This window comes from Halobacillus karajensis, assembly GCF_900108515.1.
GTDB lineage: Bacteria > Bacillota > Bacilli > Bacillales > Halobacillaceae > Halobacillus > Halobacillus karajensis.
Map to the genome: position 1 here is coordinate 123,014 of NZ_FNWW01000002.1, position 12,785 is coordinate 135,798.

A 12,785-nucleotide genomic window follows, 5' to 3' on the forward strand; every position below is an offset into this window, starting at 1 on the left:
AACTGGTTATGCCTTCATTATTCCGTAGAAAAAGACTGATGGTTGTATTAGTGGGGTTCATAGTACTTGTAGCGCTGATTGGCTTTTCGATTCGTGACCGTGATTCGTTGAGCACACCAGAAAAATTCCTGCAGGATTCGATCGGTTGGGTGCAGACCGTTTTTCATAAACCGGTCAGTCTTGTAGACAATACCATTGAAAACGTGAAAGACATGTTTGGAGTCTATGAACAAAATGAGGTATTGAAAGCCCGTCTCTCTGAATACAAAGGGGTCATTCAGGAGAATCAAAGGCTTAAAAGTGAAATAGAAGAGCTGAAGAATACAATGGATAAGACAGACAGTCTGAGCGACTATTCTCCTATCCAGGCTACTGTCATCGCCAGAAGTTCTGACCGTTGGTTCGAACAGATGACGATTAATAAAGGGGAAGAACATGGGGTTGAAAAAGACATGGCTGTCATGACTAGCGACGGTCTGGTTGGGAAAGTCAAATCGGTAGGGGCTTTTCACTCTACGGTTCAGCTTTTAAGTGGTTTCGATCGTTCAAATAAAATATCCGCCTGGGTGGTTAGAGAAGGTGAAGATGAAGCGTTTGGACTAATAGAAGGGTATGATGACGAGTCTGGCCGTCTCCTATTAGAAGGGATCAAGCTTGATGAAGAGCTTAGCCCTGGAGACACGGTCATATCCTCAGGGTTAGGCGGCGTTTTTCCTAGTAATTTAAGAATTGGTACTGTAGAAGAGGTTGTTAATGATCAATTTGGCTTAACACAGACGGCTTATGTTGAACCTTTTGCAGACATGTTTGACATCAGCCATGTCATGGTAGTCGATCGGACAGCGGAAACGATTGAATCTGAAATGGATCAGGAGGAAGACGCATCATGAGCCGTTATTTCATTGCGCTTCTTTGTTTGTTTTTTTTAATTATGCAAGGAATGGCGATGAGCCTGCTCCCTGCAAACCTCGTCTATTCTGATTTGCTGATGACTCCTCACTGGATCTTAATCTTCCTTTTGATTATTGCGATTTTTTATGACAGCGATGATACCTACCACGCCGTCTGGTATGGCCTTGTTTTTGGATTGTTGATTGATGTAGTGTACACGGGAGTATTGGGTGTTTATATGATCACCTACACTCTTATTATTTACACGGTGCATGGACTGAATAAATGGCTCCACGCAAACTTTTTTGCAGCTTCTTTATTAGCGATTATTGGTGTCGCTTTAGCTGATACGATGTTGTACATCATTTACTCATTTGTCCAAATCACTACCATGTCTTGGGGGGAATATGCTCTGTTAAGGTTGTTACCTACATTGGCAGCTAATATGATATTCTTTATTATCTTATATCCACTAGTGAAAGAAAAAGTCCATGATTGGGCTGAAGAAGTAAGCAGTCTATGAAAAGTTGGAAATGTCTAAGGTTTGAGGTGAAAGCCTATGGCTGGTAGTACACAGAAAGTAATGATTAAAGGAACGAGGGACGGGCTTACGTTAAGGCTTGATGATCAATGTTCGTTCCAATCTATATTACGAGAATTACAAGAACAATTATCAATGAATGGTTTAACAGATGAACACCCGATGATTCGTGTTACTATTCAGCTCGGAAATCGTTATTTAAATGACGAACAAAAAGAAGAGCTCGCAGCTGTTATCCGTGAGAAACAAAAGCTTGTCGTAGACAGGATAGAATCGGATGTCCTTACAAAAAAGGAAGCCCTGGAGTGGAAAGAAAACACAGAAATAAACCCTATAGCTAAAACTGTACGTTCAGGTCAGCTAATTGAGGTTAAAGGTGACCTTCTCCTGATAGGGGATGTGAACCCAGGCGGACAAGTTCAGGCTACGGGGAACATCTTTGTTATGGGCAGTCTGCGCGGTATTGCTCATGCAGGATATGACGGTGATACCAATGCTGTCATAGCAGCTTCTTATATGCAGCCAAGTCAATTAAGAATCGCTGATCAATTGAGCCGGTCACCTGATTATGAATCAGAAGGCGTATATATGGAATGTGGATATATCGATGACTCATTAGAAAAGATTCTAATGGACCGCATGCAAGAAGTGATAAAAAAGAGACCGGATCTCGTTAGTTTTGAAAGGAGAATGATCAATGGGTGAAGCGATAGTTATTACCTCTGGAAAAGGGGGGGTTGGAAAGACAACCACAACCGCTAATCTGGGGACCGCTTTGGCCTTGCAGAAAAAGAAAGTTTGTCTCGTTGATACGGATATCGGTCTCCGGAATCTGGATGTTGTGATGGGGCTTGAAAATCGCATTATCTACGATATTGTAGATGTGGTTAACGAGCGTTGCAAGACAAAGCAGGCATTAATTACGGACAAGCGCTTTGATTGCCTCCATTTATTGCCGGCAGCGCAAACATCTGATAAATCGGAGGTTACTCCTGAGGCTGTTAAAGCAATTGTAGAGGAACTGAAACAAGATTACGACTACATCGTTATCGATTGCCCAGCAGGTATTGAGCAAGGGTATAAAAATGCCGTGGCTGGGGCGGATAAGGCGATTGTTATTACCACCCCGGAGAAATCGAGTGTGCGTGATGCGGATCGTATTATTGGGCTATTAGAACAAGAAGAGATGGAATCTCCAAAGCTTGTCATTAACCGTATCCGAAATCATATGATGAAAAACGGTGACATGCTCGATGTTGATGAAATCGTTAATATTTTGTCGATTGACTTATTGGGGATTGTTATCGATGATGATGCGGTCATCAAAGCATCGAACAGTGGAGAACCTATAGCGCTTAAACCGAATTCGAAAGCATCTATAGCCTATCGGAACATTGCCAGAAGAATTCTGGGTGAAACCGTACCGCTTATGAAACTTGATGATCAACAGGGAGTCTTGGCTAAAGTGAAGAAGTTTTTCGGCATACGCTCATAATTATCTATTAACTTACCTGTCACTCAACGTGGCAGGTTTTTTATTTTGGATTAATAAACCGGCTCCTTGTCCCATAGACTGATAGAAAAAGAGGAGAAGAGAGGGGTTTTTTTGTGAAGAAGAATATACGTGATGTTCGTAAGAATATAGCTGATCGCAAAAAAAGAAAAATGCATCATAAAGGGACTAGTCCTCCAAGGGCTTTTTCACCACCACAGGATGAAGAAATACATGGGTTTCCCCCTTTGGTTACTAGTCCTGGTGATAAAGGTATAAAGCAGAATTCCCAAGGGAAGGGGACGAGCCATATAGGTATCCAAATACTCTTTGCTGCCTTATTGTTTGCGGTAGTGGCTCTAGGGAAGAATTCGGATGTAGCCCTTGTTAAAGCCCCGGGAGACTGGGCTGTAAGTCAAATGCAAGAGGAATTTCCTTTCGCGAAAGTGACAGCATGGTATAGTGATCGTTTTGGTGAACCTTTGGAAGTTATTCAACCACTGGAGGAGAATGGACAAGAACCCCTTGCCATGCCTGTAAATGGAACGGTAACAACTCCGTTTCAAAATGATGGAAAAGGAATCGTTCTGACTACAGAAGATGGGTCACCAGTAAAAGCTGTTCGGGAAGGAACGGTCATTTTTGCAGGGAATGACCCTGATTCTGGAAAAACGGTGGTTTTACAACACAACGATGGCTCAAAGACTACCTATGGTTATTTATCCACCATTGATGTTCACCTATATGAGCATGTTCAATCACAGAAGGACCTTGGTTCGGTAAAAGCAGAAGAGGGGCAGCAGGCTGAATTTTTCTTCGCTATTGAAAAAGACAATACCTTCTTAGATCCTGCACAAGTAATTAAGGTGAATGAAGGTCCTTAAACTTTATCACATGATCCATATCCACCCCCTCTTCTTCTTGCTCGCTCTTTCTGCATTTTTGACTGGAGCGATCTATGAATTTATCATTCTTTTTTCCATCGTGATTGTTCATGAGTTAGGACATTTTTTGACAGCCAAGCATTATAACTGGCGGGTTGAGAAAATGGAGATATGGTTGTTCGGAGGAGCGGTAGTGAGTGATGAGCATAATACGAGGCCCTTCCGTGAGCAACTTCATGTTATTCTTGCTGGCCCTTTACAACATGTTTGGATATTTGCTTTCTTACTGATGATTCAAATGTTTTTTGGATCTCATAGCCTTCTAGCAACAGCCTTACATTATAACGGGCTTATTTTACTCTTCAATTTACTGCCTATTTGGCCATTAGATGGTGGGAAATTGCTGTTTTATCTTCTTAATCGCTGGTTTGCTTTTAGAAGGAGTCTTATTTTATCTCTCACTCTCTCCCTTTTATGTATGTTCACTGCTTTAAGCTGGCTTTTCCTTGAAGACAGGTGGACGCTTGCAACAATTCTCCTTACCTCTTTTTTACTTATTGAAAATGGATTGGAATGGAAACGCAGGTCATATACGATGATGCGGTACCTCCTTTATTGCGCGTATCAGAACAGAAAAGAGTTGCATACGAAGTATGTCCCTGTACATCAAGATACACTTGTTCGTGATTTGTTGAAAAATATTCACTCCAATCGCCGTCATAAGTATGTATTGAAACAGACAACCCCATTCTATATAGTAGATGAACAAGAGTGTCTACAAGCTTTCTTTGAAAGAAAGGAGCCCGAGCTACGGGTGAGAGACATTCCTGAAGTCGCAATATAATGAGGGGTTCGATGAGGAAAATACACATACATACAAAGACAACGGAAAAGACGGGATTGGTGATTGAAAATGGAGAGGTCCATGAATATGTGTTCGACCGGCCCGGAGCAAAAAAGCTTGCGGGTTCCATTTTTTTAGGTAGGGTAGAACAGCTCGATCATGGTTTGGGAGCAGCCTTTATTGATATTGGAGAAAAACGAAATGCTTTTTTGAGAAAAGAATCCATTCCATGGTGTGAAGGGAAAATCAATTCGGCTATTAAGGTCGGAGAAAAAATAGTTGTCCAGGTAACGAAGGAGCCCCTTGGAGATAAAGGCGCACAGGTGACCGCTGATATTACGTTTCCAGGGTTATACACGGTTTTTCAACCTTTTGGTTTCGGCAAACTGTCGATATCAAGAAAGTTAAACGTTGAAAAAGGAGCAGAACTTGAAATTTTGCTGCAAAAGGAACTATTGGAACCTGAAGGGGGGATTGTTCGAACGGCTGCCGGATATGTGGATGACGATATTATAATGGAGGAATTTCGATTATTAAGGCGTGAATGGCAACAGCTTGAAAAGAAAAGGAATGATAAACCTTCACTTCTTTGGAAGGATCGGCTTCTTCCTGATCAGTTAATCCGTAAATTTCCCGTTCCATCGATTCAAGAAATAGTGATGGGTGACGTCATGGAATCAAACAATTTAAAAGAAAAATTCCCATCTTTAGCCTCACGGATTGATTGGAAAAAAGATATAGAACAGGACTTCCCTGTTTCTGTTTCCCATCTTCAGATGCAACTCGCTGACCCTGTCGTCCATATGGAAAATGGGGTTAACCTCGTTATTGAAGAAACAGAGGCTATGACGGTGATTGATGTAAATAGTCATAAGGTCAAAGGGAAATCATTTATAAACTCCCAGGCTTTAGAAGTGAACCTTCTTGCCGCCAATGAAATCCAAAGACAAATCCGCTTAAGAAAGCTCTCGGGGATGATCCTTATTGATTTCATTTCAATGAAGGATGAAAGAAAAGAAAAAAAGCTTCTATCCGAGATGAGAAAACTCGTGAAAAAAGATCCTGTAAAAACAACGGTTTTAGGGATGACAAGACTTGGATTAATAGAAATGACGAGAAGGAGGGAAGGAAAAAGCCTTCCATCTTTGCTTACACATTCAAGTGTTTCATTCACTCTTGAAACAATGGTCTATAGGCTTGAACGGGAGCTTCTCACGAGAAGAGACGCAGAAGCGATTTTAATAGGGGTTCACCCTGATTTATTCAATCGTAAAAAACAATTGCTTTCTGTACCGATTTCTAGTAAAATTCCACAGGAGCTGTTTGTTAGGCAGGATGTTGACATTTCTGACTACCAAATAGAGCTTGAAGGGTCCTTAGACATGATCCGGGAAGCTATTCAGCATCGCGGATATTATGTTGACAACTTGTTTTGATCTGTGGTAACATTGTTTTGTTATTCTAGTAGCACTCCGTTGCTACAACCGCACAGAACAGGTTTTAAAACCGATTCCCGGTACCTGAATGGCGAGTCTGAGTATATTGAGGAGGTGCAAGTATGTACGCAATTATCGAAACTGGCGGTAAGCAAGTGAAAGTAGAACAAGGCCAGGAAATCTATGTTGAAAAAATGGATGTAGAAGCTGGTGAATCTGTCACATTTGACAAAGTTCTATTCGTAGGTGGAGACAACACAAAAGTGGGAGCTCCTTACGTTGACGGCGCTTCTGTAACAGCTAAAGTTGAAAAACAAGGCCTTCAGAAGAAATTGACTGTCTTCAAATACAAGCCTAAGAAAAACTACAAGCGTAAACAAGGTCATCGTCAGCCGTACACGAAACTTGTTGTTGACGCGATCAACGTATAAGGTTTATTACGGATGATACATGTATCGATGTTTCGCTCACAAGGACAAATTACAGGGTTCGAGATTTCCGGACATGCAGAGAGTGGCCCGTATGGTCATGATCTCGTATGTGCAGCTGTATCCGCTGTGTCATTCGGAGCTGTCAATGCCATTGTAACTCTTTGTGGTTTCGAACCTGATGTCGAACAAGGCGGTGAAGGTGGTTATTTGAAAATCACATTGCCTCGGGACCTGGATGAATTGATTCATTCAAAAACCCAAACCTTGCTTGCAGGCATGCAGGTCTCATTAGAAACGATTGAACAAGAATACGATCAATATATAAAAATATCCCAACGATAAGGAGGTGAAGACTCATGCTACGTCTTGATTTGCAGTTTTTCGCCCAAAAGAAGGGTGTAGGTAGTACAAAAAACGGTCGTGATTCCGAGTCTAAACGTCTTGGAGCTAAACGTGCAGACGGACAACAAGCAACTGCTGGTTCTATCCTTTACCGTCAACGCGGTACGAAGGTTTACCCTGGTGCGAATGTTGGCCGTGGTGGTGACGACACATTGTTCGCAAAAGTGGATGGTGTTGTTAAATTCGAACGTTACGGACGTAACCGTAAAAAAGTCAGCGTTTATCCTGTAGCACAGGAAGCGTAATCGAATAATTCCATCAGGAAAAAGCCGCGCTTTGCGTTTCGCAGAAGCGCGGCTTTTCTATATTCTCAACTTTCAAAAGTAAATGATCAACTAACTAAGCCCCGGTATCAGAAACTTCTATCACCCAACATTTTTAATGGAATGGTACCTATTTGTATCCTTAGATGTTGAAGGGTGCAGTTTCTCATAGAATGTTTTTGTTTCCTTGGATTTTTGCTATACTTTTTATTATTATGGGTGAACGAGGGAGCTGAAATGATGGAAGAGAAAGAGATCATTGCGCTACTCAGGCATAAGCGTCATGACTGGATGAATCAAATTCAATTGATCCAAGGTTATGCATCACTTGGAAAGCAGGCACCTTTATTATCGCAAATTAAAGAAGTGATAGAGGAAGCAGAAGAGGAACGCAAATTGTTAAATAGCGGTGCCGATGAATTTTCTCTTTGGCTATTGACATTTAATTGGGTACATAAGGCTTACCGAATTCGGTATTACTTGAGAAATGAAGTTGATTTATCCCGTCATGATATTCAATTGAAGGCTTATGGAAAACGGATGATTGAAATCATGGATGGACATATTGGAAATGAAGAACTTTATGAAGGAAGGTTAACCATCTATGTTGGCGGTCAGGATACGCTTGGACTTAGCTGGGAATGGGAAGGATATTTCCAAGAACCTGAAGGGTTGAAAGAGAAGCTTAATGATCAAGGCTTCATCGCAACGATTTTTGAAAGTAAAGAACTTTCTATTGAAATGACGATAGAATGAAGAGGTGATTAGACATGTTTGTCGATCAGGTTAAAGTATTTGTTAAAGGTGGAGACGGCGGGAATGGTCTTGTAGCGTACCGTCGTGAAAAGTATGTTCCCCGAGGAGGCCCGGCAGGCGGTGACGGTGGAAATGGCGGGGATGTCATTTTTGAAGTGGATGAAGGCCTTAATACATTAATGGATTTTCGCTACCAGCACCATTTTAAAGGGGCTAGAGGGGAAAATGGCATGAATCAGAAACAACATGGTAAAAATGCTGAACCTCTAATTGTGAGCGTCCCACCTGGAACAACAGTTAAAGAAGCCGAAACGGATAAAGTAATTGCAGATTTAACGGAGCATAAGCAAAGGTCAGTTATCGCCAAAGGGGGGCGTGGTGGACGTGGGAATGCTCGTTTCGCTACTCCGAGAAACCCAGCTCCTGAAATTGCTGAAAATGGTGAACCAGGGGAAGAGCTTGATGTAGTTGTGGAATTGAAATTATTGGCAGATGTTGGCTTAGTTGGGTTTCCAAGTGTCGGAAAGTCAACATTCCTATCAGTAGTAACGGCTGCGAAACCAAAAATCGCTGATTATCACTTCACAACACTTTCCCCAAACTTAGGGGTAGTTGAAAGTCAGGATCACCGTAGCTTTGTCATGGCCGATTTACCGGGGCTAATCGAAGGTGCACATGAGGGGGTAGGTCTGGGTCACCAGTTCCTTCGCCATGTTGAAAGAACTCGTTTGCTTTTGCATGTTATTGATATGTCTGGAATGGAAGGGCGTGACCCATATGAGGATTATGTCACCATCAATAATGAATTATCTTCGTATGATAAACGTCTGGAAAACCGGCCTCAAATAATTGTCGCAAATAAAATGGATATGCCCGAATCAAAGGAGAACCTGGAACTGTTTAAAGAACAGCTCGGGGATAATGATGCAGCGATTTATCCAATTTCTACGGTCACACGAGATGGTCTGGATGAATTATTGTATGCGGTAGCAGATAGACTTGAAGAAATACCGAAGCAGGAAGAACAAATCGAGGAAGTAGATGAACGGGTCATCTACAAATTTGAAAAAGAAGATGCGCCATTTAAAGTCACGCGTGCTGATGATGGGGCCTACGTCCTGTATGGAGAGAAAATAGAGTCTCTATTCAGAAGAACCGATTTCACAAGAGATCAATCCATTAATCGTTTTGCACGTCAAATGCGAGGCATGGGTGTAGATGAAGCGCTCAGAAAGCGTGGGGCGAAAGATGGCGATACAGTTCGCTTGCTTGATTATGAATTTGAATTTGTTGATTAGAGGGGAGAGTTTTTCATGGCGGATTATAATGAAAAATTTTATTTAGTCCGTAGCGATATCCTTCCCGAAGCTATGATGAAAACAATTGAAGCAAAAGAATTATTAGAGCGGGGCAAAGTGGAATCGATTTTTGAGGCCGTTCAGCAAGTGGGTTTGTCCCGTAGTGCGTTTTACAAATATAGGGATGCCGTTTTTCCCTTTCAAGCGATGGTAAAAGAACAGATGATAACATTGTTCTTTCATCTGGAAGATCGAAAAGGGACGCTGTCGAATTTGTTAATGACTGTGGCTAAGTCAGGTTGTAATGTTTTAACCATTCATCAGACAATTCCTCTTCAGGGGAAAGCCAATGTTACTCTTTCTTTGAACACATCAGGGATGGAGAACAGCATAGAAAAATTACTGCAGCAATTGCATAAATTAGATTTTGTAGATCGTGTAGAAATTTTAAGCACGGGAGCTTAATGGAGGGGAAAACATGTCGGAACAACGGATTGGATATTTAGGACCAAAAGGGACTTTTACAAAAATGGCGGTTGATGCTTTATTTGAAGAAGGGATGTTCGTTGGTTATGAGAATATTCCTGCATGTCTGGATGCTGTAGAATCAGGCGAGATTAGCACGGCTGTTGTACCCATTGAAAACGCAATTGAAGGGTCTGTTCATTTGACAATTGACTATTTTGTTCATCAAGTAAATCAGTCAATTATTGCAGAACTCACAGTTCCTATTAAACAGCACCTCTTGGTTCATTCGAATCATCACGAAGAGGAGATCAAGAAAGTTTATTCACACAGTCATGCTATTGCGCAATGTCATCAGTACTTGCACAATCATTTTCCGAACGCTGACTTGGAATATACGAATTCAACGGGTAAGGCGGCAGAAATCGTGGCTAGTGAAGGTCCGGGAGTAGCAGCGATAGCTAATCACTTAGCTGCCGAGCAAAACGGACTGAAATTTATCGATACAGATATTCATGATTATGATAATAACCACACTCGATTTGCGGTTATACAGAAAGTCCCAACCACTTTGAAAGTGAAAGACCATCCAATCACCAAGCATAAAACGACAGTGATGGTGACATTGCCAAAAGACTATGTAGGAGCACTTCATCAGGTTTTAGCTGCTTTTGCATGGAGGAAAATGAATTTATCTAAAATTGAATCCAGGCCGTTGAAGACAGGGCTAGGTAACTATTTTTTCTTAATAGATGTTGACCAGCCTTATGATCAGGTATTATTCCCAGGCGTGCAAGCCGAACTGGAAGCGTTGGGCTGCCAATTAAAGGTGCTCGGAACATACCCGAGTTACCAAGTTGATGTGCCGTCTCCTGTTCAAAAAGCTTGACCCCCAAAAACCCCTGAATCCCTTATTTAATAGGGATTCAGGGGTTTGTTTATATTTTTATCGAAAATATTATAGGCTTTTTCATCAATGTTTTGGCTTGGGTTGCATAGAGTATTATGAAGCTATTATTGTCTTATTGTTTTTTAGAATTACAGGAAGGGAGTTGCAGATGTGAGAATTCACATTGTACAAAAAGGAGATACACTTTGGAACATTGCCAAGAAGTATGGGGTCGACTTTGATCAGTTGAAATCCATGAATACCCAGCTTTCCAATCCTGATATGATTATGCCGGGTATGAAAATCAAAGTCCCTCAAGGTAAAAAGCAAGTGAAAAAAGAAGCTCCTAAGAAAGAAGCACCTAAACAAACAGCGCCTGCTCCTAAGAAAGAAGCACCTATTCAACAGCCGTATAAAGATACGTCACCTAAACCAATTCCATCCATTAAAGAAGATGAAAAGAAACCAGTACCCAAAGGGCCTATGGAAAAACCGATGAAGCCAATGCAGCCGATTAATATGAATATGCCGATTACGATGCCAAGTATTGATCAGCAAATGCAGAATTATTATACGACTTTCCATTTACCACAAATGCCGATGCCCCAAAAGGAAGAGGAAGCGGAGCCTGAAGAGTCCCCGAAAGAAGAGGTAAAAGGGACAGAGATGGCCCCGATGCAACAACCGCAAATGCCTTATAGCCCTCCAATGCAACCAAAACTAGTGCATACAGATTTTTATTGCTGCCCGCCTCATCCAGTAATGATGCCGATGCACATGCCAATGCATCAGCAGCCAATGCCAATGCAGCAACCTATGCAGCAACCTATGCAGCAGCCAATGCCAATGCAACAGCCAATGCACATGATGGACGATGAATCAGAGGATGATTTGGTCCAAGGCATGCAAGCAGCGGGAGATTGCGGTTGTGGAGGAGGAAAGCAGGAGCCGCAGGGACATGGACCCATGATGGGGCCATGGGGACACCCTCACCACCATCACGGATACCAACAACCATGGCAGCAAGCTCCTTACGGAGGGATGCAGCCACCGATGGGATATGGAACTCAACAACCTCCACACATGGGATGGGGTCAACCACACCAAGGCTGGGGTCAGCCATCCCCTCAGCAGATGGGCCAGTGGAACCCGCAGCAAATGGACCAAGGGTTTCAGCAGCCTTGGAGGGACGATGATGTAGATGAAAGCTGAACATCGAATGGGCGATTCATACACGGATCGCCTTTTTCAATGGATGCAAATGGAAGAAGAGTTACCAATTGAGTATGAACGGACGATTAAGCCTAAAGTTTATAAAGTACGCTATAAAGGGCGCCCTTTTATCCTGAAGGGATACCGTAGAATACATGTCATTGAACAACAAATCGAGTTTTTTGAGCATTGGAATTATGCCGGCAAAGTGGCGGCAAAACCAATTCCTTTTTACGATCGAGTTTATACAAAGAGTAAGCTCGGATGTGAGTGGGCATTATTTGAGCGGGTAGAGGGAAGGCATGCGGATTTTTCTCGGCACCGTGATCGGAAACAAGCAATACGTATTCTCCACCATTTTCACCGGACAACAAAAGGGATTGCGGTACTCTCGATCCCTAAAGATCCGCTTTATATAAAGTGGGAAAGGCGTTTAGAACAATTTGAAAATACAAAAGATATTTTTACTGATTTAAGACAAAGAGAGATGTTCAATGAAATACGTACATGTATGAGTAAACGTCTGGAGGAATTTACTGATCACCCATGGGGAGAGGTGGAGGAAAGGGCCTGGGAAAATCATGAATGGCTTCACGGGGATGTCGCTCATCACAATTTTATGATTGATGGAGAGAAAAGAATTAAGATGATTGACTTCGACCTTTTGCACACAGGGCCCCACCTTTATGATTACATCCAGCTGGCTCAGCGCTTTCTCCCTTATGTTGAGCTAAGAAGGTCAACGCTGTTACAATATTTTACTCATCTTAAAGAGAGGGACATATGGTGGAAAGGGGTGTTGGTTCCGGCCGATATCTTAAGAGAGTGGTTATATGGTTATAGGCAGAGTATCAGAGAAGAAGCCTCGATGACACGCCAAATGAGAAAGCTGGAGAAATCTTGGGAGAACCGCAAGAAGTTTGTCCGTTATGCTGAACATATGCTATGATTATAAATCATAGTGTGAAAGGATGAACAATC

16 protein-coding genes and 1 other annotated feature are annotated in these 12,785 nt (G+C 42.1%); all 16 genes read left to right on the plus strand.

Going from position 1 to position 12,785, the window contains the following annotated elements:
• The first annotated feature begins 8 nt into the window (after positions 1-8).
• The 16 genes from mreC (at position 9) to BLW54_RS05625 (ending at position 12,753) form a co-directional block, all read left to right on the plus strand.
• The gene (gene mreC / locus BLW54_RS05550) at positions 9-890 is read left to right on the plus strand and encodes a rod shape-determining protein MreC (protein WP_035509370.1); all 882 of its coding nucleotides are present in this window, start codon (positions 9-11) and stop codon (positions 888-890) included.
• Complete coding sequence (mreD, locus tag BLW54_RS05555) at positions 887-1,414, plus strand: rod shape-determining protein MreD (RefSeq protein ID WP_051744267.1); 528 nt, start codon at positions 887-889, stop codon at positions 1,412-1,414. Before mreC ends, mreD begins: the two co-directional genes overlap by 4 nt.
• A gap of 36 nt (positions 1,415-1,450) precedes the next feature.
• Positions 1,451-2,137, plus strand: coding sequence for a septum site-determining protein MinC (gene minC / locus BLW54_RS05560; protein WP_035509365.1), 687 nt, complete (start codon positions 1,451-1,453; stop codon positions 2,135-2,137).
• Entirely contained in the window at positions 2,130-2,927 is a 798-nt protein-coding gene (gene minD / locus BLW54_RS05565; RefSeq protein ID WP_035509364.1) for a septum site-determining protein MinD, read from the plus strand. Before minC ends, minD begins: the two co-directional genes overlap by 8 nt.
• 113 nt (positions 2,928-3,040) lie before the next feature.
• A complete protein-coding gene (locus tag BLW54_RS05570; protein ID WP_035509363.1) occupies positions 3,041-3,808 on the plus strand; it encodes a M23 family metallopeptidase in 768 nt (255 codons plus the stop codon).
• Positions 3,795-4,652, plus strand: a complete 858-nt coding sequence (locus tag BLW54_RS05575) for a site-2 protease family protein (protein ID WP_035509360.1) — start codon at positions 3,795-3,797, stop codon at positions 4,650-4,652. Before BLW54_RS05570 ends, BLW54_RS05575 begins: the two co-directional genes overlap by 14 nt.
• Positions 4,653-4,663: 11 nt before the next feature.
• Positions 4,664-6,088: a ribonuclease E/G gene (locus tag BLW54_RS05580; protein WP_035509359.1), complete on the plus strand. Its 1,425-nt coding sequence runs from the start codon at positions 4,664-4,666 to the stop codon at positions 6,086-6,088.
• A 36-nt stretch (positions 6,089-6,124) separates the two neighbouring features.
• Positions 6,125-6,197 (plus strand) — a sequence feature (ribosomal protein L21 leader region).
• Positions 6,198-6,210: 13 nt separating this feature from the next.
• Positions 6,211-6,519, plus strand: coding sequence for a 50S ribosomal protein L21 (gene rplU / locus BLW54_RS05585; protein WP_035509357.1), 309 nt, complete (start codon positions 6,211-6,213; stop codon positions 6,517-6,519).
• 12 nt (positions 6,520-6,531) lie between these two features.
• Positions 6,532-6,861, plus strand: coding sequence for a ribosomal-processing cysteine protease Prp (locus BLW54_RS05590; protein WP_035509354.1), 330 nt, complete (start codon positions 6,532-6,534; stop codon positions 6,859-6,861).
• Positions 6,862-6,875: 14 nt separating this feature from the next.
• On the plus strand, positions 6,876-7,166 hold the full coding sequence (gene rpmA, locus BLW54_RS05595; RefSeq protein WP_035509352.1) for a 50S ribosomal protein L27: 291 nt from the start codon (positions 6,876-6,878) through the stop codon (positions 7,164-7,166).
• 255 nt (positions 7,167-7,421) lie between these two features.
• Positions 7,422-7,940 carry a Spo0B domain-containing protein gene (locus BLW54_RS05600; protein WP_244153484.1) on the plus strand — a complete coding sequence of 173 codons (519 nt, stop codon included), beginning with the start codon at positions 7,422-7,424 and terminating at the stop codon, positions 7,938-7,940.
• Positions 7,941-7,954: 14 nt separating this feature from the next.
• Positions 7,955-9,238: a GTPase ObgE gene (obgE, locus tag BLW54_RS05605; RefSeq protein WP_035509348.1), complete on the plus strand. Its 1,284-nt coding sequence runs from the start codon at positions 7,955-7,957 to the stop codon at positions 9,236-9,238.
• A gap of 15 nt (positions 9,239-9,253) precedes the next feature.
• Positions 9,254-9,703 (plus strand): transcriptional regulator ThrR, encoded by a 450-nt coding sequence (gene thrR, locus BLW54_RS05610; RefSeq protein ID WP_035509347.1) that lies wholly within the window; start codon positions 9,254-9,256, stop codon positions 9,701-9,703.
• Between the two features lie 13 nt (positions 9,704-9,716).
• Positions 9,717-10,592: a prephenate dehydratase gene (pheA, locus tag BLW54_RS05615; protein ID WP_035509345.1), complete on the plus strand. Its 876-nt coding sequence runs from the start codon at positions 9,717-9,719 to the stop codon at positions 10,590-10,592.
• Positions 10,593-10,763: 171 nt separating this feature from the next.
• On the plus strand, positions 10,764-11,804 hold the full coding sequence (safA, locus tag BLW54_RS21135) for a SafA/ExsA family spore coat assembly protein (RefSeq protein WP_074733415.1): 1,041 nt from the start codon (positions 10,764-10,766) through the stop codon (positions 11,802-11,804).
• On the plus strand, positions 11,794-12,753 hold the full coding sequence (locus BLW54_RS05625; protein ID WP_035509340.1) for an aminoglycoside phosphotransferase family protein: 960 nt from the start codon (positions 11,794-11,796) through the stop codon (positions 12,751-12,753). Before safA ends, BLW54_RS05625 begins: the two co-directional genes overlap by 11 nt.
• The last annotated feature ends 32 nt before the right edge of the window (positions 12,754-12,785 follow it).

Bases quoted from the DNA above. Each gene is read 5' to 3' on its own strand.
- thrR (WP_035509347.1), top strand. From the start codon at position 9,254: ATGGCGGATTATAATGAAAAATTTTATTTAGTCCGTAGCGATATCCTT.
- minD (WP_035509364.1), top strand. From the start codon at position 2,130: ATGGGTGAAGCGATAGTTATTACCTCTGGAAAAGGGGGGGTTGGAAAG.
- obgE (WP_035509348.1), top strand. From the start codon at position 7,955: ATGTTTGTCGATCAGGTTAAAGTATTTGTTAAAGGTGGAGACGGCGGG.
- rpmA (WP_035509352.1), top strand. From the start codon at position 6,876: ATGCTACGTCTTGATTTGCAGTTTTTCGCCCAAAAGAAGGGTGTAGGT.
- BLW54_RS05590 (WP_035509354.1), top strand. From the start codon at position 6,532: ATGATACATGTATCGATGTTTCGCTCACAAGGACAAATTACAGGGTTC.
- BLW54_RS05625 (WP_035509340.1), top strand. From the start codon at position 11,794: ATGAAAGCTGAACATCGAATGGGCGATTCATACACGGATCGCCTTTTT.
- rplU (WP_035509357.1), top strand. From the start codon at position 6,211: ATGTACGCAATTATCGAAACTGGCGGTAAGCAAGTGAAAGTAGAACAA.
- BLW54_RS05575 (WP_035509360.1), top strand. From the start codon at position 3,795: ATGAAGGTCCTTAAACTTTATCACATGATCCATATCCACCCCCTCTTC.
- minC (WP_035509365.1), top strand. From the start codon at position 1,451: ATGGCTGGTAGTACACAGAAAGTAATGATTAAAGGAACGAGGGACGGG.
- BLW54_RS05600 (WP_244153484.1), top strand. From the start codon at position 7,422: ATGATGGAAGAGAAAGAGATCATTGCGCTACTCAGGCATAAGCGTCAT.
- pheA (WP_035509345.1), top strand. From the start codon at position 9,717: ATGTCGGAACAACGGATTGGATATTTAGGACCAAAAGGGACTTTTACA.
- mreD (WP_051744267.1), top strand. From the start codon at position 887: ATGAGCCGTTATTTCATTGCGCTTCTTTGTTTGTTTTTTTTAATTATG.
- mreC (WP_035509370.1), top strand. From the start codon at position 9: ATGCCTTCATTATTCCGTAGAAAAAGACTGATGGTTGTATTAGTGGGG.
- BLW54_RS05580 (WP_035509359.1), top strand. From the start codon at position 4,664: ATGAGGAAAATACACATACATACAAAGACAACGGAAAAGACGGGATTG.